This is a genomic window from Microcystis aeruginosa FD4 (assembly GCF_009792235.1).
GTDB lineage: Bacteria > Cyanobacteriota > Cyanobacteriia > Cyanobacteriales > Microcystaceae > Microcystis > Microcystis viridis.
Window position 1 is genome coordinate 983,812 of record NZ_CP046973.1, and the last position, 22,964, is coordinate 1,006,775.

Genomic DNA, 22,964 nt, shown 5'->3' on the forward strand with positions numbered 1-22,964 from the left:
CCAGAATATCAACCCCGGAGCATCGGTTTAATTCCACCATCTGTGGGTAAACTGTATTATACTTAACCTAGCCAAGGGTCGAGGATTGTTAGATGCTAGTCGTAGAAGCGAAGCTAAAAAACGGAACACCAGAGCAATATCACCAGCTTGATGAAGCTATCAGAACTTCTCAGTTTGTGCATAATTCTTGTGTTCGTTATTGGAGAGAAAATAAAGGAACAACCCGCAATGACCTCCAAAAGCTTTGTGCGGTACTAGCTAACAATAAAGAGACCCCTTGGGTTAATAAATTAAACTCACAAGCTCGTCAATCGGCTGCTGATAGAGCCTGGCAATCAATTAATCGGTTTTACCAGAATTGTCGTGCCAAAATACCAGGGAAAAAAGGTTTTCCTCGGTTCAAAAAGCCTAGTCGTTCGGTTGAGTATAAACTAACGGGATATAAACTATCAGATGATCGACGTAAAATCAGATTTACTGACGGTTTTAAAGCAGGAGAATTTGATTTATGGTGTAGTCAAAAAACCTTAGTTTATTATTCAGAACAACAGATTAAACGGGTAAGAGTTGTTAGACGTGCTGACGGTTATTATTGCCAGTTTTTGATTGACTTAGAACGGCAAGAATACCATAAACCAACGGGACAAATAACAGGAATTGACTTAGGGTTAAAGGAATTTTATACTGACGCTCAAGGCAATACTGTAGAGAATCCACGTTATTTAAGAAAGTCAGAAAAACGACTTCAAAAAGCACAAAGGAGATTATCAAAACGGTTCCGTCAAGGAAAGAAACAGTCTAAAAACTATCACAAGCAACGGATAAAAGTAGCCAAGCTTCATCTTAAAGTGTCAAGACAACGTAAAGACAAAGCAATTAAAGAGGCTTTGGCGTTAGTCCAGTCTAATGATCTGGTAGTCTATGAAGCTTTAAAGGTAAGAAACTTAGTCAAAAACCGTCAGCTTGCCAAGTCGATTTCTGATGCTTCTTGGTATCAATTCACTGAATGGTTGAATTATTTTGCCAAGATTTATGGGATTGTTTGTGTTGCTGTACCACCGCATTTCACTTCTCAAGATTGTTCAGTTTGTGGGACGAGAGTTCAAAAATCATTAAGCACTAGAACTCATCAATGTCCCAATTGTCAAACAGTCTTAGATAGGGATCATAATGCAGCAATAAATATTCTTAAAAAAGGGTTGAAATATTTGGGAAATCATCTCAACGGTACTGTTGGGCAAACAGAAACCGACCCAAACGCCTTGGGAGAGTCCGGCCTCTGGGTTCTTAATGGAGACATTGAGAATCTAAGTTGTCTCGTTGAACAAGGAATTTCCGATAGTGATAGGTCAAGAATCCCCCGTCACAGCGTAGCTTGACGGTGGGAGTATGTCAATTGTCTAACAATTGTTGCTATTTCACTAACTACCTTATTTTTTATAGTTAAAAATTATGGCAAGCAAATCTTATTCGATGGTGCAAAATTCCCCAACTGGAACAACTGGAACGGGACTAGATCAAACGGTTGAAAGAATTGGCAGAGATCCGGGACTCGCTGGTGCTAATCTCGGCACAAATATTACGGATGGAATGACGGCAGCTAACGGATTAAATCAGTTAATCTTAGAAGCCAAACAAGCCACTGGAGTTGCTAGTAATGGCATTTTTACTGTCAGTGACGTAACCGCGATTAATGCTTGGATTCGCGCTAACCGTTTAGCAGAATTTACTGCTCTCCACGGCGATGATGATGGTACAACAGAAACAGGGTTTCATCTAGTCCAAAATGACGGAGCGACTCAACAGTATCGCAACCAAAATTTAGTTGATACGGTTTTTGATGGCATTTATCACATTGGTTTCCTCATTCAAAATGGTACTTTTCTCAATGAAGATGGGAACGCAAATGCCACGGTTGCTCAGGTGGCGGATTGGCTAACCCAATTTTATACAGATCGGGCCACAACTAATACCGGACTTGATCGGATTACGGAATTAATCATTGCTGATCAGGGTTTAGCGCAAAATATACCTTGGCAAGAAATTGCTGGCGGTGCTGATGCTGCCAATGGACTGAATGATTTATTAAAAACAGCGATCACTACCTACAATCTCGCCGCCGATGGTTCAATTTCCGAAAGCGATATTGCACAAATTAACAATTGGATTCGCTCTGATGCCACCCGTTATAATACTTTTGTTGTTCTGCATGGCGATGATGACGGCACAACAGAAACTGGCTTCCATTTAGTTCAAAATGACGGCGCTCAGACCACATATTTTGCGAAAAACCTAGTTAATACCGTTGCCGACGGAATCTATCATATTGGTTTTCAGATCCAAAATGGGCGGTTTCTCAACGAAGATGGTGCAGCTAATGCCACAGTCAAAGACGTAGCAGATTGGGTAACATATTTTTACGTTGATCAGTCCACCACTGGCACAGGATTAGACAAAATTGTCGATACCATCAAAATTGATACTGGCTTAGCCAAGTGGACAAATGCGGGGGATATTAACGCCGGAGCCGCCGCCGCCGACGGACTTAACCATCTATTAGTAGATGGCATTACTGCTACAGGTATCGCTGCTGATGGCTGGATTACCAGCGATGATATTCGCACCCTCAATCAATGGGTTCGCACTAATCACTATGACGAATTTATCCTCCTCCACGGTGACGATGAGGGAAATGAGGAAACAGGCTACCACCTGGTACAAAATGACGGAGCGACAACCCAATACTTCGGTAAAAATTTAGTCAATACCGTAGCCGATGGACTCTATCACATTGGCTTTAACATCCAAGACAATCGTCTTCTCAACGAAGATGGTGATGCCAATGCTCGTCTTAACGATGTTTCCAGTTGGCTCAACTATTTCTATCTTCAGAAAACCATTATTTACGGCAATGATTCTAGCGACACGATTACAGGTACGAATCTTGCCGAACACCTGATGGGTTACGGGGGAAACGATATTCTCAATGGTGGCGGCGGCAATGACCTAATCGATGGAGATTGGGGGTCTGACACTTTATCGGGTGGAGTTGGTAATGACTTACTCTATGGCGGCGCAGACAATGACCAATTAGATGGAGGTGAAGACTCAGACACTTATTATGTCTCCGGTAATCTAGCTGGAGGCTGGTCGAGTTTCCAAGGCTACGACATCTACACCGATACCGGCACCTCTGGGGTGGATAAAATTGTGGCTTTGGGTACAGGAGACGTGGACCTGGGGATTCGTTCCTTTAGTGCCAATAGTGGCATTGAAACCATCGACGGGACAGGAGTAGCAGGAAAAGTCACCATCGTCGGTGATTGGAGTGACAATACCCTCGACTTCTCTAATACGGCTTTTGTCGGTGACAATATCCAAATCCATGGCTATTGGGGGAATGATAATATCACCGGTAATGCGGCCAATAATGTCATTATTGGTGGCGGTGGCGAGGACAAACTTAACGGCGGTAACGGTTCCGACAATTACCTCTATACTGGCTATCAAAGTAATGAGTGGAATACCTTTGAAGGCTATGACACCATTACGGATACAGGAACCACTGGCACAGATACCATCGTCGCCAAAGGTACGGCTAATGTGGATATTGGTCTCAAGAGTTTTGGGGTCAATAGTGGCATTGAAACCATCGACGGGACAGGAGTAGCAGGAAAAGTCACCATCGTCGGTGATTGGAGTGACAATACCCTCGACTTCTCTAATACGGCTTTTGTCGGTGACAATATCCAAATCCATGGCTATTGGGGGAATGATAATATCACTGGTAATGCGGCCAATAATGTCATTATTGGTGGCGGTGGCGAGGACATTCTTAACGGCGGTAACGGTTCCGACCAATACGTTTATACCGGCTATCAAAGTAATGAGTGGAATACCTTTGAAGGCTATGACACCATTACGGATACAGGAACCACTGGCACAGATACCATCGTCGCCAAAGGTACGGCTAATGTGGATATTGGTCTCAAGAGTTTTGGGGTCAATAGCGGCATTGAAACCATCGACGGGACAGGAGTAGCAGGAAAAGTCACCATCGTCGGTGATTGGAGTGACAATACCCTCGACTTCTCTAATACGGCTTTTGTCGGTGACAATATCGAAATAAACGGCTATTGGGGAAATGATAATATCACCGGTAATGCGGCCAATAATGTCATTATTGGTGGCGGTGGCGAGGACAAACTTAACGGCGGTAACGGTTCCGACAATTACCTCTATACTGGCTATCAAAGTAATGAGTGGAATACCTTTGAAGGCTATGACACCATTACGGATACAGGAACCACTGGCACAGATACCATCGTCGCCAAAGGTACGGCTAATGTGGATATTGGTCTCAAGAGTTTTGGGGTCAATAGTGGCATTGAAACCATCGACGGGACAGGAGTAACAGGAAAAGTCACCATCGTCGGTGATTGGAGTGACAATACCCTCGACTTCTCTAATACGGCTTTTGTCGGTGACAATATCGAAATAAACGGCTATTGGGGAAATGATAATATCACCGGTAATGCGGCCAATAATGTCATTATTGGTGGCGGTGGTGAGGACATTCTTAACGGCGGTAACGGTTCCGACCAATACGTTTATACCGGCTATCAAAGTAATGAGTGGAATACCTTTGAAGGCTATGACACCATTACGGATACAGGAACCACTGGCACAGATACCATCGTCGCCAAAGGTACGGCTAATGTGGATATTGGTCTCAAGAGTTTTGGGGTCAATAGTGGCATTGAAACCATCGACGGGACAGGAGTAACAGGAAAAGTCACCATCGTCGGTGATTGGAGTGACAATACCCTCGACTTCTCTAATACGGCTTTTGTCGGTGACAATATCCAAATCCATGGCTATTGGGGAAATGATAATATCACCGGTAATGCGGCCAATAATGTCATTATTGGTGGCGGTGGTGAGGACATTCTTAACGGCGGTAACGGTTCCGACCAATACGTTTATACCGGCTATCAAAGTAATGAGTGGAATACCTTTGAAGGCTATGACACCATTACGGATACAGGAACCACTGGCACAGATACCATCGTCGCCAAAGGTACGGCTAATGTGGATATTGGTCTCAAGAGTTTTGGGGTCAATAGCGGCATTGAAACCATCGACGGGACAGGAGTAGCAGGAAAAGTCACCATCGTCGGTGATTGGAGTGACAATACCCTCGACTTCTCTAATACGGCTTTTGTCGGTGACAATATCGAAATAAACGGCTATTGGGGAAATGATAATATCACCGGTAATGCGGCCAATAATGTCATTATTGGTGGCGGTGGCGAGGACAAACTTAACGGCGGTAACGGTTCCGACAATTACCTCTATACTGGCTATCAAAGTAATGAGTGGAATACCTTTGAAGGCTATGACACCATTACGGATACAGGAACCACTGGCACAGATACCATCGTCGCCAAAGGTACGGCTAATGTGGATATTGGTCTCAAGAGTTTTGGGGTCAATAGTGGCATTGAAACCATCGACGGGACAGGAGTAACAGGAAAAGTCACCATCGTCGGTGATTGGAGTGACAATACCCTCGACTTCTCTAATACGGCTTTTGTCGGTGACAATATCCAAATCCATGGCTATTGGGGGAATGATAATATCACCGGTAATGCGGCCAATAATGTCATTATTGGTGGCGGTGGTGAGGACAAACTTAACGGCGGTAACGGTTCCGACCAATACGTTTATACCGGCTATCAAAGTAATGAGTGGAATACCTTTGAAGGCTATGACACCATTACGGATACAGGAACCACTGGCACAGATACCATCGTCGCCAAAGGTACGGCTAATGTGGATATTGGTCTCAAGAGTTTTGGGGTCAATAGTGGCATTGAAACCATCGACGGGACAGGAGTAACAGGAAAAGTCACCATCGTCGGTGATTGGAGTGACAATACCCTCGACTTCTCTAATACGGCTTTTGTCGGTGACAATATCCAAATCCATGGCTATTGGGGGAATGATAATATCACCGGTAATGCGGCCAATAATGTCATTATTGGTGGCGGTGGTGAGGACAAACTTAACGGCGGTAACGGTTCCGACCAATACGTTTATACCGGCTATCAAAGTAATGAGTGGAATACCTTTGAAGGCTATGACACCATTACGGATACAGGAACCACTGGCACAGATACCATCGTCGCCAAAGGTACGGCTAATGTGGATATTGGTCTCAAGAGTTTTGGGGTCAATAGTGGCATTGAAACCATCGACGGGACAGGAGTAACAGGAAAAGTCACCATCGTCGGTGATTGGAGTGACAATACCCTCGACTTCTCTAATACGGCTTTTGTCGGTGACAATATCGAAATAAACGGCTATTGGGGAAATGATAATATCACTGGTAATGCGGCCAATAATGTCATTATTGGTGGCGGTGGCGAGGACAAACTTAACGGCGGTAACGGTTCCGACCAATACGTTTATACCGGCTATCAAAGTAATGAGTGGAATACCTTTGAAGGCTATGACACCATTACGGATACAGGAACCACTGGCACAGATACCATCGTCGCCAAAGGTACGGCTAATGTGGATATTGGTCTCAAGAGTTTTGGGGTCAATAGTGGCATTGAAACCATCGACGGGACAGGAGTAACAGGAAAAGTCACCATCGTCGGTGATTGGAGTGACAATACCCTCGACTTCTCTAATACGGCTTTTGTCGGTGACAATATCGAAATAAACGGCTATTGGGGAAATGATAATATCACTGGTAATGCGGCCAATAATGTCATTATTGGTGGCGGTGGTGAGGACAAACTTAACGGCGGTAACGGTTCCGACCAATACGTTTATACCGGCTATCAAAGTAATGAGTGGAATACCTTTGAAGGCTATGACACCATTACGGATACAGGAACCACTGGCACAGATACCATCGTCGCCAAAGGTACGGCTAATGTGGATATTGGTCTCAAGAGTTTTGGGGTCAATAGTGGCATTGAAACCATCGACGGGACAGGAGTAGCAGGAAAAGTCACCATCGTCGGTGATTGGAGTGACAATACCCTCGACTTCTCTAATACGGCTTTTGTCGGTGACAATATCCAAATCCATGGCTATTGGGGGAATGATAATATCACTGGTAATGCGGCCAATAATGTCATTATTGGTGGCGGTGGCGAGGACATTCTTAACGGCGGCGGTGGTGAGGACACTCTTATCGGAGGATTAGGGTCAGATCAACTAACGGGAGGTGAAGGTCGGGACTGTTTTATCTTCAACACCGTTGATGAAATCGGTCAAGGCGCAAACCAAGACAATATCCTCGATTTCAATACTGATCTTGATACTATTGACATCTCTGGTATTGATGCCAACTCCCTCAACGATGGTAATCAGAGTTTCACGTTTATTGGTGCCTCGGATTTTTCAGGTCAAGCGGGACAACTGCGCTTTGACGGCGGTCTCCTTTGCGGGGATACCAACGGCGATGCAGTCAGCGACTTTCAATTGGCGATCGCTGGAGTGTATAGTTTACCTGTTACCAATATAGTGCTGTGACATCCTCTGGTTTAAGGCAATAAGCTCTTACTCTATTTAACTGAGTGTCAGCAGAAGTCCCATCGCTAAAAGCGAGGGACTTCTGCTGATACCAAATTAAATTGTATTCAGAGCAGATAAAGCATCAAGGATGAAGGGAAATCCCGTGAGAGAAGCAACCCTCTGGGGTGTTACTTCTTAAACAATTTATCTACTTTGACTTCTAATTCCTCTAAAGTGTTAAAGCACCAATTACTCATTACTCAATTGGGAAACTGGGTATAGCGGTATCGATTAATGTCATTAACTTCATGGTTTCGTCTAAGGTTACTACTATCATAAGGATAGTGTAATATGTCCTCGTCTGACAAGGTGCGTCCCCTGCGGTCTTTTAACCATAAAGACATCTTCCCCCCAAACAGGTTCGACATCGCAGAAATCCCCATCCTATGAGAATGGCGGTACATCCCACTCAAGACACCGTTACGGGGATCTATTCGAGATCGAACTCACGATGTTGCATAACCACGAGAAACTTGATATATTGGCAGTTGATAAATATTATTGAAAATTTACTGGAGGCATAAATATGTTATCAACTGATGTCAAACAAAAATCAATGATTAAGAGAATTGAGCAAGTTGTTTCTATTTTAATGGAAGACCGCCCTTTCTTTAAAGAGGAGCTTAATTATTCAGAAATAGTGAAACATTTGGTTGAATTATTTGAAAAAAAATTTACCTTTTGAGGAATTTAACACTATGTCAGCGGCAGAATTGAACGAGCATTGTAGCTTTATTATGTCCACAGAAATCTTGTCAAAAATTGGCGGCGATTTTACTCCTGAACAAATGGCTATTTTCGATGAAGCAATTAATCGTAAATAGGTAATTATGATTTATTTGCTAGATACTAATATCGTTTCTTTGATTATTAAGCGTAATCTTGAAGTTTATCAAAAAATTGAAGATGTCAAAGCTCAAAGAAAAAGTATCTTTATCAGTTGCATTACTTATTTTGAAATTAAGAGGTAATTTTTGGCAGTTGCTGCACCTAAACAAAGAGAAAGATTTAACAAACTTTGTCAGGATTATCAAATTATTTTATTAGATGATTTAGCTATTTTAGAAAAGCATCCGAAATTCATGCTGATCTTAGATTAAGAGGATTACCCATACAAACAGAAGATATTTTAATTGCTGCTACTGCTATATTTAAAAGTTTAATTGTTGTTTCTAATGACAGTGATTTATTAAGGGTTGAAGGATTAAGTTTAGAGAATTGGGTAGAGTTATAAATGAACCCAATCTTTAATTCATCCGCCATATTTTAATAGCTTGAGTCAGTAAAAATGTGCGTTAACGTAGTGTAACGCACCCTGCAAGGTTGGCGTACTGCTACGCAGTGCCTTTGGCATCGCACTGTCAGGGGGGCGGTGATTTTTCCCGTGTTACTATCAAAATTAGGAGAAAGTGGCCTAATATATATATGAGGGTACTTATTTCCTATTAAAAACCGTCAACAACGAAATGAAAACTTTAAATCAGAATCCCTGGCAAGTAGAGGGAGGAGAAACCCTGCCCCTACTTTACGAAATTGATCAACATCTTTGGTTAGAGGAAACGATAAAACTCCTCAAGGAAAATCGCATAGATGAATTAGATGTAATCCATTTAATTGAGGAATTAGAAAGCTTGAGTAAAAGAGATAAAAACCGAGTCAGTAGCTTACTTGAACAAGTGATCAGGCATTTATTACTTTTACACTATTGGACAACAGAAGTAGAAATAAATGGGAATCATTGGCGAGCGGAAATTATCAGTTTTCGCACGCAATTAAGAAAATATTTAACGACAAATTTACAGAATTATTTAGCTGAGGAATTAGCGATAATCTATGAGGATGCTTTAGCCTATGTTCAAGAAAAAACTGGTTTTTCTGGCGATTTTCCTCCAGAATGTCCTTACAGTTTAGAGCAATTATTAGATAAAAATTGGTTCAACTGTGAAGATTAGACATTAAAGATGATAAAATTATTCAAAAGCTCAACAATAGCCGACAATAAAATGATGCAATGGCAAGAAATAATCGTTAGTGATACTCTGGTATGTTGCGGTAAATTCTGTAGGGTGCATCTCCTATTTGTGACTTTCTCTCACTGATGGTGAGCAGCAGAAGTTATTCAAAGAGGGGGAAGGCAATTCGCCCCTACAATAATATTATGGCGCCAATGGTAGGGGCGCACCGCGTGCGCCCTGTAATATAGCGGTTTTCACACAAGTGAGTCCCGATTGAAACGCTGAAACGCCTATCTATCAAGGGATTTACTATACCTTATTAGACTGAAAACCGCTATACAGATATTTCTCCAAAATTGAGATGCACCCAGTCTGTATTAAGGGAACTCGCATTATTCTCTCTACTCGCGCTTAGAAATTAACTGAATGGGAACATCCTTTCCCTAGCTGAGAGACTATCGGTTTTAGAGTCGTTTCTAGTGGCAGATATGGACAAGCTGGTGATCCTAAACCAGATGGAAAAGATGCTCTTTTGTCCCCTAGTTATACTAAATCCAGTTATTAAAAACTGATTATCTATTCCCCCTTTTGCCTCTTGCCTCTTGCATGAGTGCCTATCCTAATATGTTACCTATACTCAACGGATTTAGTATTATTTTGTTTCTTCTGCGGGAGGTGCGCCCTTGCAAGTTCTTAAGTGCTGTATTATAGATCAAGGAAAGCTGTTCTAAAACGACGGGGTTTTTAACCCAAATTTGCGATAATAAGATGCGCTTAAATTATCCACTTGGCATCAATGCAGATTTTTAGCTCTTTTCTGGCGTTGCTGATTTGAGCTATGAATCTTCTTGTGTGGGATTTTTAAAACCTAGACCCAAACTAACTTTTGGATGGGTGCAAGGTTGTCATTCATACCTTGATTCAGCAACGCCGAAAATCGCTCTGTAGAAGAATCAGACCAGCCAGATGGCACATTATCAAAGCGCAAGTCCCTTATTGGAAGGGGGCTCTCGAAGGCTCTCGCCCTACTTAGGGTGATCAGCAAACCCCCTCCGCGCGGAGGGCGCAAGCTTTGCGCCCCTACAGTAACGGATTTTGTCCACAATGTAGGGGCGAACTGCGTTCGCCCAAAAGGTCTATTATCAAAGCGCAAGTCCCTTATCTCCTAGATTGATCGGTGCGAGGGATGGATAGATAATTATCACCACCCCTGAAATCTAACATTTCTACGGGGTTGTAAGTAGTTGGACAAAAGTAAAGTTAACTGTGGGGTAAGGAGTCTCCGAGTCTCCGAGTCTCCGAGTCAGTAAGAATTGCGGCAATTTACATTTCTTAAGATAGACAACAGAATTTATGTCCGACTACTTATATAGCGGTTCTCGCATCTGTGCGGCACACTTAAACCTTTGCTGATTAAGCTGTTCAGTATCGGAAATGTACCTCTTGTGAATCAGAAACGCTATAAATAATCAGTCTTTAATAACTGGATTTAGTCTAATGTTGTAGGCTGTTTTTGTAGCAGTGGGGTACGTCATTTTTTCAGCAGTACAGCTTAGGGACTGGCGTGGGAATAATATCCCAGCTTTGAAAATCGCTCTGTAGAAGAATCAGACCAGCCAGATGGCACAGGATCAAAGCGCAAGTCCCTTATTGGAAGGGGGCTCTCGAAGGCTCTCGCCCTACTTAGGGTGATCAGCAAACCCCCTCCGCGCGGAGGGCGCAAGCTTTGCGCCCCTACAGTAACGGATTTTGTCCACAATGTAGGGGCGAACTGCGTTCGCCCAAAAGGTCTATTATCAAAGCGCAAGTCCCTTATCTATAGGAGGATTTCGGCAAAACATGAAAATTATCGCCTACACCTATACCAACCCCCTGCTCGATAGTCCCCCCGATGCCTCGATTTGGGCCTATTCTCCCGAACAAGTGTATCAGGATTTTGGCGATCGCTCACAACGGCAGCAACTTCTCCGCGATTGTCAAGGGACTCCCCCCCAACTGCTGATCCTGCGTCGCATAGCAGAATTGGGAGACAATGGCACGGAAGTTAGCAAAATTTTACAATCCTTAGAAGCCCTCGACATAGATATAATTGCCTTAGAAAACCCAGATTATAAGCTGAATTTTGCCAAGATTCTGCAAGAAATATCAAAAAACGAACTAAGTAACCGTTTAAAAGCATCTCACGCTCACAATCGTCTGCAAGCTTTGCCTCCCCCCGGGAAAGCCCCCTACGGTTATCGTCGTGGCAAGGAGCGTTATATACTCGATCGCAGTACCGCACCAGTAGTCAAAGACTTTTTTGATCGCTTTTTGATTTCCGCTTCCCTGCGTTCCACGGTGCGCTACTTAGAAAAACGCTACGGCAAAAAGATATCAGTAGCTACTGCCCATAAATGGCTGACTAATCCCGTTTATCGCGGTGATTTGTGCTATCTCGGTCAAGATATTATCCCCGATACCCACACCCCGATTATCTCCCGGGAAGAAGCAGCCCAGATCGATCGCATCCTGAGAAATAATCGCAAATTACCCCCCCGCAGTGCCAGCGCTCCGCGTTCCTTAGCGGGTTTAGTCGTCTGTAGTCAATGTCAATCGGGGATGACGATTACCAAAGTGACAGCGCGAGGAAAAGGCACAGAATACCTCTATTTGCGACCTTTGCAATGTCCCCGGACAAAAAAATGTTCGGCGATTGCTTACGAAAAAATTCTCGATAGCACAATCGATCGCATTTGTCAAGACCTACCACCGACGATCGCTCAGATATCTTTACCAGATTTAGAGGCGATCAAACGGGGAATGAGCGAGGAAATAGGGCAAAAAAACGATATTTTGTCGCAATTGCCCTCCCTAGAAGCAGCGGGAATTTTAGATCAAGAAACGGCTAATCTCAGGGCCTATAAACTGAAAAACGAGATCGCGCAGATTCAAGGACTTTTAGACCAATTACCCCCCGATAACCTGACTATTATCGCTCGTGCCGTTGCTTTTCCGCAATTTTGGCGAGATTTATCGGAAATCGAGCGCCGTTTTTATTTTCGCGAGTTTATCCGTCGCATCGAAATCGAGAGGGAAACGGCTAATAATTGGCATTTACGTTTAATATTCGTTTTTTAACAATCTTGGATAATCTTAAAGTTAGCTAAAAATTGCGGCATTTTTGAGCGAACAATGCTAAGAAAAAGGCTAACAGCGATCGATCTCAACTATGAGCAATCACAAAAGATTAATCAGGTATAAAAAAGGGCGAAAATCCTCCCGGACAAAACCCCACCTTTACGATTATCACTATAACCAACCCGGGACGATGCCGGGGTTAATCACCATCGATGAAAATGCCGTAGCTACCGAGATATTTTTAATTAATTATAACCCCCAACAAGCCACTAGAGTTAATAATCTCTTACCGAAAGACTGTCTTAAATATTTATCCAATGATTCCATCTCTTGGATTGATATTGTCGGTTTGGGTAATGAAGATAAACTGCAAGAGTTGGGGGAAATTTTTCATTTACATCCCTTAACCCTTGAGGATATAGTCAGTATTCCCCAAAGACCAAAAGTGGAAGAATGCGAGAATTATATTTTAATAATAGTGCCAATGGCTATCCTGATCGATCATCAGGGTTTTTTGCTAGAACAAATCAGTTTAATAGTCGGGAAGAATTATGTTTTAACCGTGCAGGAAGAAGGACAATACGATTCTTTAGAGGGAGTTAGGGAAAGAATCCGTTTGAATAAAGGTTCCATCCGGCAGCAAAAATCTGGTTATTTAGCCTACGCAATTTGGGATGCCATTATTGACGGTTATTTTCCTGTTTTGGAGTCCTACGGAGAAAGAATCGAGGAGTTAGAAAACGAAATTTTAGCTAGTCCCACGGAACAGACTTTATCAAAAATTTACCAACTACGTCAGGAATTACTCTCCCTGCGACGAGCAATTTGGCCGCAAAGAGACACCCTCAATGCTCTTTTGCGGGATGAGTATATTGTCATCGATACAACGATTAAACCCTATCTAAGGGACTGTTATGACCACGTGGTACAAATCCTCGATGTTATCGAAAATTACCGGGAATTTGCCAATGGTTTAATGGATTTTTACCTGTCTTCCGTCAGTAATAAAATGAACGAGATTATGAAAACTTTAACGGTAATCTCGACGATTTTTATCCCTCTCACCTTCATTGTCGGTATTTATGGCATGAACTTTAATCCTGAGAAATCCCCCTATAATATGCCCGAATTAGAATGGTATTGGGGCTATGTGTTCGTCTGGGTGTTGATGCTAACCGTTGCTTTCAGTTTAATCATTTTCTTTTGGCGACGCGGCTGGTTTAAGAACCTATCGACAGGGAAGAAAAGATAAACTGTTAAGCAGATTAAGCGGACCGGATTACCTTACCGGCATCTAGCCAGAGAAAATGGCTATTGCAGAGAAATTAATAATTTAGTGTCGGCGGTATTTTTTAACACTTTCAGTTGATGGCTTCTCATTTTGTCCAACCAACTATAGTGCTGGTTGCGACATTGATAGACGATATCGATGTCACCAATCTCTGACTTAACCTGAGCCAAGTAGTTTTCTAGTTCGCTAATTTTCATAACCAATCTCGCTTGCGCTGAAGGACATCAACCCTAAACCAAGAATTATCGCTAAAGGATAGGGGTGACTACAGTTATTATTATAGGCCGATCATATATTCTCGAAAAAGTTCTTATCTAAAAAAGTTAGCTAATGTCAGGGTTAGATGATATCGGCGAAGTTTCTTTCTAGTCGTCGAAAATACCAAATACCACTGACTAGCAAGAGGACGACTAGGGCTAAGGATAGCAGGAATCCGGGCCAATAGATGCTGGCATCACCTCCGATAATCGCCCAACGAAAACCATCAATGACTCCCACCATGGGATTGAGAGAGTACAACCAACGCCATTTTTCTGGAACTATATTACTACTAAATCCTACGGGAGAAATATATAGCCCAAACTGAATGATAAAGGGAACGATATAACGAAAATCGCGAAATTGAACATTTAATGCTGATAACCATAAACCCCCACCCATAGAGGTAGCAAAAGCCATGAGAATGAATAAAGGTAGGGTTAAAATGCGCCAACTAGGTAAAAAATTATACCAAGCCATTAACCCTAACAGAATCATTCCTGAAAGCAGAAAATCAACAAAACTGACAATAACGGCACTGGTGGGAACAATTAACCGGGGAAAATATACCTTAGAAATTAGATTAGCATTATCGATTAAACTATTACTAGCTTCAGCGAGAGAACTGGCGAAAAATTGCCAGGGTAAGACCCCCGCAAAGACCAAAATTGGATAGGGAGCAGCGCCATCACTAGGCAAACGGGCTAATTTACCGAAGACAAAAGTAAAGACTAACATGGTTAAAAATGGCCGCAGTAATGCCCAAGCAATGCCGATAAAAGTTTGTTTATAACGAACTAAAATATCGCGCCAAGCCAAGAAATAAAATAATTCTCGGTATTGCCATAAATCCCGCCAATATTGTCTTTCACTTCGCCCAGCTTCAATAATTAATTCTTTTTTCATTACTTTTTAGGTTCTGGTGGTTGCTGTTTAGAAGCCTCCGCAATCGCTTGATTTAAACGAGTTAATTCTTCTTTAAACTTCGGTTCTTGGGGATAGTTTTTGACTAACTTTTCTAGGATACTTTTAGCTCCAGAAACGTCTTGAGTTTGTAATCTTGTTCCATAAAGAACTAGCATAACTTCCAGATTGTCGGGATATTTTTGATATAACTTTTCTAAAGGTTCTCTGGCTCCGATAAAATCTTTTAACTGTAAGCGAGCCTGGGCCAGTCCTTGCAAAGCAGTGGGGTTATCCGGTTCACGTTCGAGAATTTTCTCGTAACCTTTGACCATTTCTGCTAATTTTTCGGGGGGAATAGTTGCCTGTTGCTCAGGTTGATTGCCTTGGGGGGAATTAGAATTATTATTCTTCCATAAACCTAAAGTTGGCACCACCATTAAAGCCAGAAATACTAAGCCAGAGGAAACAATTAAGACTCGTTTGAGCGTATCGTTATTTTTTTTTGGCATAATTTTTAAAGATTAGAGATAAGATTAACTATTGGTGACTCGATGAAATTCGTGACCCCAAAGATTATAAGCCCAAATTCCCAAGCCAAAACTACCTAAGCAGAGGATGGTGAGCATCAGGAAAACTTGCCACCTATTGTAACCTGCTTCCTGAAGTTCTAGACGACCGAGGATAGTAGCGGCTAACAGAATTAAAACTCGACTAAATAGCGCCCACTTGTGGAAGATAAAGACTACCGCCAAAGACCAGCCGAGAATTGATAATACAGCGCTAATATCGTTTTTGAGCCAACTGCGGAAAAATACCGACATTAGGTGACTAAACAGAGTTAATCCTAGGGCAATTGAGAGGATAACCCCTACCGCTAGGATATAGATGATGATTTCTAGCCATTCGCTAGTGAGAGTCCAATTCATCTCATCACCGCGGGCAAGTAACCAATCACTCCATGATAAACGCTCATGGGCGATTGACCAGCCAAACACCCCATAGACCGATGGTATTAGAAAAGTCAGTAGTATAATGCGCCAAAACATAATCAGTTATCAGTTATCAGTTATCAGTTTTGAGTTATTAGTTATCAGTTTTGAGTCTTAAGTGAGCAGTATGTATTAAGTGAGCCTGATCAAATGCCAGTTTACTACTGTCTTTTCACTGATTACTGTTTACTGATCACTGATCACTGAAAAAAGTCAAGCCTGAACCCTGAAAGAGGGGAAAATTGCCCCTTTTCAGACTTCAGGCCCTTGGGATTGTCCCGATCGCTTAGGACATATACTGGATGATAAAGTCGAAGTAGGGGGCTGCTTCCACGGCATCCTCTTGAGTCAAAAGACCTAAAGCGGCCTCTTTGAGACAACGAATCGCTTCCACCATGCCGGGGACGGGAACATTAAGAGAGTTATACATCTCTTTGACCCCGATCAGACCGGTTTGTTCGATCGGTGCTTTATCTCCGGCTAATACCCCATAGGTAACTAGACGCAGATACCAACCATAATCGCGCAAGCATTGATTATATTGACGCTGACCGTAGGCATTACCCCCCGGCGCTCTATAATCGGGACGTTTCTTGAACAGTTGTTTTTGAGCCTGATCGACGATTTTTTTCTCATTTTCAGCGAGAGTTTCGGCAATGCGAATTCTCTGCTCACCGGTTTTTAAAAATTGCCCGATACCCTGTAGTTCACCACTACTAGGATAACGAAGTTCGTCGTCGGCTTTGAGGATGACTTGGCTAACTACGCTCATAATATCAAGGTAAATTCTGATAACATTCTGTAGTTTATCTCAGGTCGGGGTCTGGAAGTCGAGTCATCCCTGCTGGTTGGGCAATTCCGAAAAATTGTAATATTTCGTTATCAGTTTCCCCGACAGCCTAGTTACTCTCTAGAATGAATGTATTAGTGGTCAGGAGCGAGGAGATGGCAATTGAGATGTCACCGCACACTGATGAACTTGAACCCGATAAGTGGTAATTAATATGGAATTTTTAGCACCCTTCTTGTTGATAGCGGGCATTCTGGGATTAAATGGCTTTAAAATCGATCGAGAATACCAGCGTGGTGTTATCTTTCGTCTAGGGCGTTATCAAGACACCAAAGGCCCCGGACTGTACTGGATCATTCCCCTAGTTGACCAAAAAATGCGGGTGGATATTCGCACCAAAACCGTCGATATCGCCCCGCAAGAAACTGTCACCGCCGATAATGTCACAATCAAGGTTAATGCGGTTCTCTACTATCGCATTATCGACCCCAACAAAGCGATTAATAAAGTTGAATCCTATCCCGCAGCCGTTTATCAAGCGGCCATGACCACTTTAAGAAATGTAGTTGGTCAAAATCATCTCGATGATGTCTTGCAAAAACGAGACAAAATTAATCATGCAGTCCAACAAATTGTCGATGAAATTAGCGAACCCTGGGGCATTGATATCGAACGGGTGGAGATGAAAGATGTGGAAATTCCCACCGCTATGCAGCGAGCTATGGCCAAGGAAGCGGAAGCATTGCGAGAAAAACGCGCCCGTTTGATTAAAGCTGCCGCAGAACAGGAAGCCTCCCTAAAATTAGCGGAAGCTTCCCGATTAATCATGGAAAATCCCGCAGCTTTGGAATTACGCCGCCTACAAATGTTAACGGAAATTGGAGCGGAAAATAACACCAGTACCGTGATTATGCTCCCCTCCGATATCTTAAATCTGGCTCAAAAATTAACCGATAAAATATCACAAAATGGCTGAATTGTCAATAGCCAAAAGGGTTAATTTTCTCTGGTGTGTTAGGTTGGTTTAACACACCTAAAATTGTTAATTAACGCATGGTGACAAATTCCTCGGCAGCACTGGGGTGAATGCCGACAGTGGCATCAAAATCGGCTTTTGTTGCGCCCATTTTTACGGCAATGGCTACTCCTTGAATAATTTCGGCGGCATGATCTCCCACCATGTGCGCCCCAAGGATTTTACCACTTTCCTGATGAACAACTAATTTCATCAAAGTTTTGTCCTCTCGGGCCGGTAAAACATTGTAACCAGGGCGGAATTTAGACCGATAAACTTTAATCCCCGTGTCACCATATTGTTTTTTGGCTTGCAATTCTGTTAATCCCACCGTCGCCGCTTCAGGAGTAGAAAATACTGCTGAAGGAACGTTTTCATAACTCATTAACCGGGGTTTATTACCGAAGACTGTATCGGCAAAAGCTCGCCCCTCATTAATCGCCACGGGAGTTAAATTAATTTTATCGGTACAATCGCCCACGGCATAGATACTCTCTTCGCTGGTTTGGCTATACTCGTTGACGACAATTGCCCCGTTTTTTACCTCGACATTGACATTCTCTAAGCCCAATTTTTCCAGCTTAGGAATTCTTCCCGTAGCGGCTAATCCTAGGGCATCAACAAAGAGAATTTCTGAGGTTTCTTTCCCCTGAATATGTACTTTTAACCCCTCGGCAGTTTTCTCGATCGAAGTGGGGAAAGTTTCGGGCATAATTTTAATTCCCTGACGGATCATTTCCGCTTGAATCTCATCGCGGATATCCTCATCAAACCCTCTTAAAATCTTGTCTTTACGGATTAACTGCACCACTTCTGTCCCTAATCCGTGCATAATACCGGCAAATTCTACCCCAATATATCCCGCCCCTAAAACTATAATTCTTTTTGGTTGTTCTGGCAGTTGAAACATGGCATCAGAAACTACTGTATGTTCGATCCCCGGAATATTAGGTTTAACGGGATGTCCCCCCACGGCAATTAAAATTTTATCGGCAGTAATTTTCTCGTCTCCCACCTCTAGGGTATGGGTATCAAGAAACTTGGCATAATTAGGAAAAAGCGTCACTTGAGAATTATCGAGCATCTTTTGATAAATGCCATTTAAACGGATAGTTTCCTGATTAACGGCACTAATTAATTTTTGCCAATTTAACTGACTCTCTACTCGACTCCAACCGTAACCTTCTGCATCCTTAAATAGTTGCGGAAAACGACTAGAATAAACCATTAATTTTTTGGGAATACAGCCGCGATTAACACAGGTTCCTCCCAAGCGATCATATTCTGCTAATCCCACTTTTGCCCCGTATTCGGCTGCCCGTCTAGCGGTGGCAATACCCCCAGAACCACCACCAATCACCAATAAATCAAAATCATAACTCATAAAAATATCCTCGTAAATGAATAGAAATTTGACGGAATCAAAAAACTTTCTGGGCAAAAAGGGGAGAGAATATCTCGGATCAATCCCTAATCGAATCTATCGAGTAACTAGGACAATATAGTCACTAATTTTGCTAAATTAGAGTCAATTTACCTACTGCCAAGATTTAATTCTATGCTAACACGCCGCTCGAAATTATCTTTTCTCTTGGGGACTTGTTCCCTATTTCTCTGGGTAAACCATCCCGTCACCCTCGCAACCCCCATCAGTCAAGACAATTCCCCCCCTTCCCAGTTTATCTGTCCCGCAGACTTAGCCACCAAGATCGATCGCATTTTAGCCCGCCCCGATTATCAAGGCGCTTATTGGGGAATTTTAGTAAAATCTCTCAATTCTGAGGAAAATCTCTATAGTCTCCACGAAAATAACTTTTTTACTCCCGCTTCTACCACAAAATTATTAACCACTGCCGCCGCTTTAACCAAATTTAACCGCGATTATCGTCTGAAAACCCCCATTTTAGCCCAAGGCAACCCCCCCAATTTAGAGACTTTAACCTTAGTCGGGAGGGGAGATGCAACCATAACCACAGAAAAGTTAGAAAAATTAGCAGAAAAGTTAAAAGCACGGGGAATTAACTCAATTTCTCGCTTAATTGTCGTTGCTAGTCCTTTTCTCGTCTCCGATAGTCAAAAAACCTGGGAATGGGAAGATGTCTTTTTTGACTATGCTGTACCCGCTTCTAGCTTGGTTTTAAACGAAAATTCCGTCACTTTAAGGCTTTTACCGCGACAATTGGGGCAAAGCTTAGATTTACAATGGTCTGATCCCATTGCCGCTCAACAATGGCTAATTGAGAATCAAACCAGCACCGCGGCGCAAGGAAGCCCGAATACTCTGGCAATTAAGGGCAATTTAGCCAATAATCGCCTGATTATCACCGGTTCTCTGGCTATTGATAGTCAAGATGATTTTAATTTAGCTATTCCCCAACCTTCGGAATATTTCCTCGATCGCTGGCGTAATATCCTTGAAAAAGCGGGAATTACCGTTAAAACCGCCGAAATTAGCTCAGAAATTCGCGGCGATGAAATCACCAATTTAGAATCAGAACCCCTAGCATATTTGGTGGAAAAAGTCAATAAAAATAGCGATAATTTACTAGCCGAAACCCTACTACAAATGATCGGCGGTGTCTCGGGATTGCAAGAAACTTTAACAAAACTGGGAATTAACAGCGATAGTTATAAAATCGGCGATGGTTCGGGGCTATCACGACAAAATCTGATTAAACCCAAGACTTTAGGTCAAATTTTACAACTAATGGCAGAAAAACCTGATTATCGTCGTTCTTTAGCCATTGGCGGCATTGATGGCACTTTAACCAATAGATTTCGCCAGACTCCCCTAGAAGGACGATTACAGGCAAAAACCGGGACATTAACTGGAGTTATCGCCCTCGCCGGTTATCTAGAAACCGCCGACAATCAACCTCTAATCTTTAGCATAACCGTCAATAACAGCGATAAACCCGCCAGTCCCCTCAGAAACGGCATCGATGAGGTGATTTTGCTCCTAGGACAGTTAAAACGCTGTTAATCTTCAGGAGCCTGGAGATGGGGAGATAGGGAGATGGGGAGATAGGGAGATAGGGAGATAGGGAGATGGGGAGATAGGGAGATAGGGAGATAGGGAGATAGGGAGATAGGGAGATAGGGAGATAGGGAAATTTCAGCTAAATTCCCCCACTACCCCAACACCCCAACACCCCAACACCCCAACATCCCAACACCCCACTCCCCAATTCATAATTCATAATTCATAATTCCCACTTCCCCAACCCGCAACTAATTCGATCGATCGAGTCATTTAACCACAGAAGATTGTATACTTTTGTAAAAATTGTTTCTAGCTGACCTGTAGATTAATCGACGGAGTTATTGATATATGTATATAGTTCAGGTTGCCTCTGAGTGCGCCCCAGTGATTAAAGCTGGGGGATTGGGGGATGTGGTATATGGATTGAGTCGGGAATTAGAAATTCGGGGTCATTGCGTGGAGCTAATCCTACCCATGTATGATTGTATGCGCTACGACCAAATTTGGGGCTTACACGAGGCTTATCGCGACCTGTGGGTGCCTTGGTACGGTGGGGCAATTCACTGTAACGTTTTTTGTGGTTGGGTACACGGGCGCTTGTGTTTCTTTATTCAACCCAATTCGGAGGATAATTTCTTTAATCGCGGTACTTACTACGGTTGCAAAGACGATAATATGCGTTTTGCTTTCTTCTCTAAAGCCGCTTTAGAATTTTTGCTCAGAAGTAATAAACGTCCCGATATAATTCATTGTCACGACTGGCAAACCGGTTTAATTCCGCCCTTACTTTTTGAAATTTATAAATATCATGGTATGGGCAATCAGCGCGTTCTCTACACCATCCATAACTTTAAACATCAAGGATTTGCTGGTGCGGAAATTCTCTGGGCAACAGGATTAAATAACGATACTTACTACTTTAGCTATGCCCGAATGCGCGATAACTTCAATCCTTTTGTGATTAATTTTATGAAAGGTGGGATCGTTTTTTCTAACTATTTCAATACTGTCTCGCCCCACCATGCTTGGGAAGCACACCACACCGATGTTAGTTACGGTTTAGGCCATACAATTCACCTGCATCAACACAAATTTACTGGCATTCTCAACGGTTTAGATTACAATATCTGGAACCCAGAAGTGGATAAATTTATTCCTGCACCCTACGGTATTGATAATTTCTCCGAGAAAGCAAGCAATAAAAAGGCACTGAGAGAAAGACTCTGGTTAAGAGATGAACCAGAAAAACCCTTAATTTGTTATGTCGGTCGTTTAGATGACCAAAAAGGCGTGCATTTAGTTCACCATGCCATGTATTATGCCTTAGCTCGCGGGGCGCAATTTGTCCTCCTAGGTTCCGCCACCGAATCGTTAATTAATAACTGGTTCTGGCACGAGAAAAATCACCTCAATAATAACCCTGATGTCCATATTGAATTGGGCTTTAATGAGGAATTATCTCACCTCATTTATGCGGGTGCTGATATGATTGTGGTTCCCAGTAATTTTGAACCCTGCGGACTGACACAAGTAATCAGCTTAAAATACGGAACCGTTCCCATCGTCCGGGGAGTTGGTGGTTTGGTTAATACGGTTTTTGATCGGGATTATGATACCTATCACCAACCGGAAGAACGCAATGGTTTTGTCTTTTTTGATCCCGATAATAATGCCCTCGAATCAGCCATGTCCCGGGCATTAGAATTGTGGTACACTCAACCAGAAGAATTCCAAAAATTAGCGATTCAAGGTATGGAATGCGATTACTCTTGGAATCACCCCGGGGAAGAATACGTTGCCCTTTATGAAATGATTCGCCACAAATAAGCTGTCTTGTCTCTAGCCATTCCCTGGGGGTTGTTTGTTTCAATTTTTAGGTAATTGCTTTGTTTGTAGATGACATTTTGGGCGCCCACGATGCGCCCCTACCATTGCCGCAATAATATCATTGTAGGGGCGAATTGCATTCGCCCTCTTTTAATAACTTCTGCTGCTCACCATCAACGAGAGAAAGTCACAGATATGAGATGCACCCGTTACCGTTTTCTTTTCAATGTTTACTGT

General features: G+C 42.7%; 14 protein-coding genes and 2 pseudogenes. 10 read left to right on the plus strand and 6 right to left on the minus strand.

Annotated features, from left to right (window positions below; genetic code table 11):
• Positions 1-92 precede the first annotated feature (92 nt).
• The 7 genes and pseudogenes from GQR42_RS05070 (at position 93) to corA (ending at position 13,920) form a co-directional block, all read left to right on the plus strand.
• Positions 93-1,379 (plus strand): RNA-guided endonuclease InsQ/TnpB family protein, encoded by a 1,287-nt coding sequence (locus GQR42_RS05070; RefSeq protein ID WP_158199145.1) that lies wholly within the window; start codon positions 93-95, stop codon positions 1,377-1,379.
• Positions 1,380-1,452: 73 nt separating this feature from the next.
• Positions 1,453-7,554 (plus strand): beta strand repeat-containing protein, encoded by a 6,102-nt coding sequence (locus GQR42_RS05075; protein ID WP_158199146.1) that lies wholly within the window; start codon positions 1,453-1,455, stop codon positions 7,552-7,554.
• Positions 7,555-8,122: 568 nt separating this feature from the next.
• Positions 8,123-8,420 (plus strand): annotated as a pseudogene (locus GQR42_RS29835) (hypothetical protein).
• 6 nt (positions 8,421-8,426) lie between these two features.
• Positions 8,427-8,830 (plus strand): annotated as a pseudogene (locus GQR42_RS05085) (type II toxin-antitoxin system VapC family toxin).
• A 232-nt stretch (positions 8,831-9,062) separates the two neighbouring features.
• Positions 9,063-9,548 (plus strand): DUF29 domain-containing protein, encoded by a 486-nt coding sequence (locus GQR42_RS05090; protein WP_158199147.1) that lies wholly within the window; start codon positions 9,063-9,065, stop codon positions 9,546-9,548.
• A gap of 1,842 nt (positions 9,549-11,390) precedes the next feature.
• A complete protein-coding gene (locus tag GQR42_RS05095; protein ID WP_158199148.1) occupies positions 11,391-12,668 on the plus strand; it encodes a recombinase family protein in 1,278 nt (425 codons plus the stop codon).
• Between the two features lie 91 nt (positions 12,669-12,759).
• Positions 12,760-13,920 carry a magnesium/cobalt transporter CorA gene (gene corA / locus GQR42_RS05100; protein WP_158199149.1) on the plus strand — a complete coding sequence of 387 codons (1,161 nt, stop codon included), beginning with the start codon at positions 12,760-12,762 and terminating at the stop codon, positions 13,918-13,920.
• Positions 13,921-13,979: 59 nt separating this feature from the next.
• On the opposite strand, the gene GQR42_RS27450 is transcribed toward corA, so the two are convergent.
• From GQR42_RS27450 to GQR42_RS05120, 5 genes are all read right to left on the minus strand, one after another.
• On the minus strand, positions 13,980-14,156 hold the full coding sequence (locus tag GQR42_RS27450) for a hypothetical protein (RefSeq protein WP_199273272.1): 177 nt from the start codon (positions 14,154-14,156) through the stop codon (positions 13,980-13,982).
• Between the two features lie 142 nt (positions 14,157-14,298).
• Positions 14,299-15,123, minus strand: a complete 825-nt coding sequence (locus GQR42_RS05105) for an ABC transporter permease (RefSeq protein WP_158199150.1) — start codon at positions 15,121-15,123, stop codon at positions 14,299-14,301.
• Positions 15,123-15,632, minus strand: coding sequence for a tetratricopeptide repeat protein (locus GQR42_RS05110; RefSeq protein WP_158199151.1), 510 nt, complete (start codon positions 15,630-15,632; stop codon positions 15,123-15,125). The genes GQR42_RS05105 and GQR42_RS05110 overlap by 1 nt, the downstream gene beginning before the upstream one ends.
• Before the next feature lie 24 nt (positions 15,633-15,656).
• Entirely contained in the window at positions 15,657-16,169 is a 513-nt protein-coding gene (locus tag GQR42_RS05115) for a hypothetical protein (RefSeq protein WP_158199152.1), read from the minus strand.
• Between the two features lie 229 nt (positions 16,170-16,398).
• Positions 16,399-16,884 (minus strand): allophycocyanin subunit alpha-B, encoded by a 486-nt coding sequence (locus tag GQR42_RS05120; RefSeq protein WP_052278103.1) that lies wholly within the window; start codon positions 16,882-16,884, stop codon positions 16,399-16,401.
• Between the two features lie 232 nt (positions 16,885-17,116).
• Between GQR42_RS05120 and GQR42_RS05125 the strand changes: the two genes are divergently transcribed.
• A complete protein-coding gene (locus GQR42_RS05125) occupies positions 17,117-17,878 on the plus strand; it encodes a slipin family protein (RefSeq protein WP_158199153.1) in 762 nt (253 codons plus the stop codon).
• Positions 17,879-17,948: 70 nt separating this feature from the next.
• Here GQR42_RS05125 and gorA read toward each other — a convergent pair whose 3' ends face one another.
• Positions 17,949-19,301: a glutathione-disulfide reductase gene (gorA, locus tag GQR42_RS05130; protein ID WP_158199154.1), complete on the minus strand. Its 1,353-nt coding sequence runs from the start codon at positions 19,299-19,301 to the stop codon at positions 17,949-17,951.
• Positions 19,302-19,475: 174 nt separating this feature from the next.
• On the opposite strand from gorA, the gene dacB reads away from it, so the two are divergent.
• Positions 19,476-20,900: a D-alanyl-D-alanine carboxypeptidase/D-alanyl-D-alanine endopeptidase gene (gene dacB, locus GQR42_RS05135; protein ID WP_158199155.1), complete on the plus strand. Its 1,425-nt coding sequence runs from the start codon at positions 19,476-19,478 to the stop codon at positions 20,898-20,900.
• 348 nt (positions 20,901-21,248) lie between these two features.
• The gene (gene glgA, locus GQR42_RS05140; RefSeq protein ID WP_158199156.1) at positions 21,249-22,727 is read left to right on the plus strand and encodes a glycogen synthase GlgA; all 1,479 of its coding nucleotides are present in this window, start codon (positions 21,249-21,251) and stop codon (positions 22,725-22,727) included.
• The last annotated feature ends 237 nt before the right edge of the window (positions 22,728-22,964 follow it).

Excerpts from the sequence above, each read along its gene's own strand:
- GQR42_RS05070 (WP_158199145.1), top strand. The coding sequence starts at position 93 with ATGCTAGTCGTAGAAGCGAAGCTAAAAAACGGAACACCAGAGCAATAT.
- GQR42_RS05075 (WP_158199146.1), top strand. The coding sequence starts at position 1,453 with ATGGCAAGCAAATCTTATTCGATGGTGCAAAATTCCCCAACTGGAACA.
- GQR42_RS05090 (WP_158199147.1), top strand. The coding sequence starts at position 9,063 with ATGAAAACTTTAAATCAGAATCCCTGGCAAGTAGAGGGAGGAGAAACC.
- GQR42_RS05095 (WP_158199148.1), top strand. The coding sequence starts at position 11,391 with ATGAAAATTATCGCCTACACCTATACCAACCCCCTGCTCGATAGTCCC.
- corA (WP_158199149.1), top strand. The coding sequence starts at position 12,760 with ATGAGCAATCACAAAAGATTAATCAGGTATAAAAAAGGGCGAAAATCC.
- GQR42_RS27450 (WP_199273272.1), bottom strand. The coding sequence starts at position 14,156 with ATGAAAATTAGCGAACTAGAAAACTACTTGGCTCAGGTTAAGTCAGAG.
- GQR42_RS05105 (WP_158199150.1), bottom strand. The coding sequence starts at position 15,123 with ATGAAAAAAGAATTAATTATTGAAGCTGGGCGAAGTGAAAGACAATAT.
- GQR42_RS05110 (WP_158199151.1), bottom strand. The coding sequence starts at position 15,632 with ATGCCAAAAAAAAATAACGATACGCTCAAACGAGTCTTAATTGTTTCC.
- GQR42_RS05115 (WP_158199152.1), bottom strand. The coding sequence starts at position 16,169 with ATGTTTTGGCGCATTATACTACTGACTTTTCTAATACCATCGGTCTAT.
- GQR42_RS05120 (WP_052278103.1), bottom strand. The coding sequence starts at position 16,884 with ATGAGCGTAGTTAGCCAAGTCATCCTCAAAGCCGACGACGAACTTCGT.
- GQR42_RS05125 (WP_158199153.1), top strand. The coding sequence starts at position 17,117 with ATGGAATTTTTAGCACCCTTCTTGTTGATAGCGGGCATTCTGGGATTA.
- gorA (WP_158199154.1), bottom strand. The coding sequence starts at position 19,301 with ATGAGTTATGATTTTGATTTATTGGTGATTGGTGGTGGTTCTGGGGGT.
- dacB (WP_158199155.1), top strand. The coding sequence starts at position 19,476 with ATGCTAACACGCCGCTCGAAATTATCTTTTCTCTTGGGGACTTGTTCC.
- glgA (WP_158199156.1), top strand. The coding sequence starts at position 21,249 with ATGTATATAGTTCAGGTTGCCTCTGAGTGCGCCCCAGTGATTAAAGCT.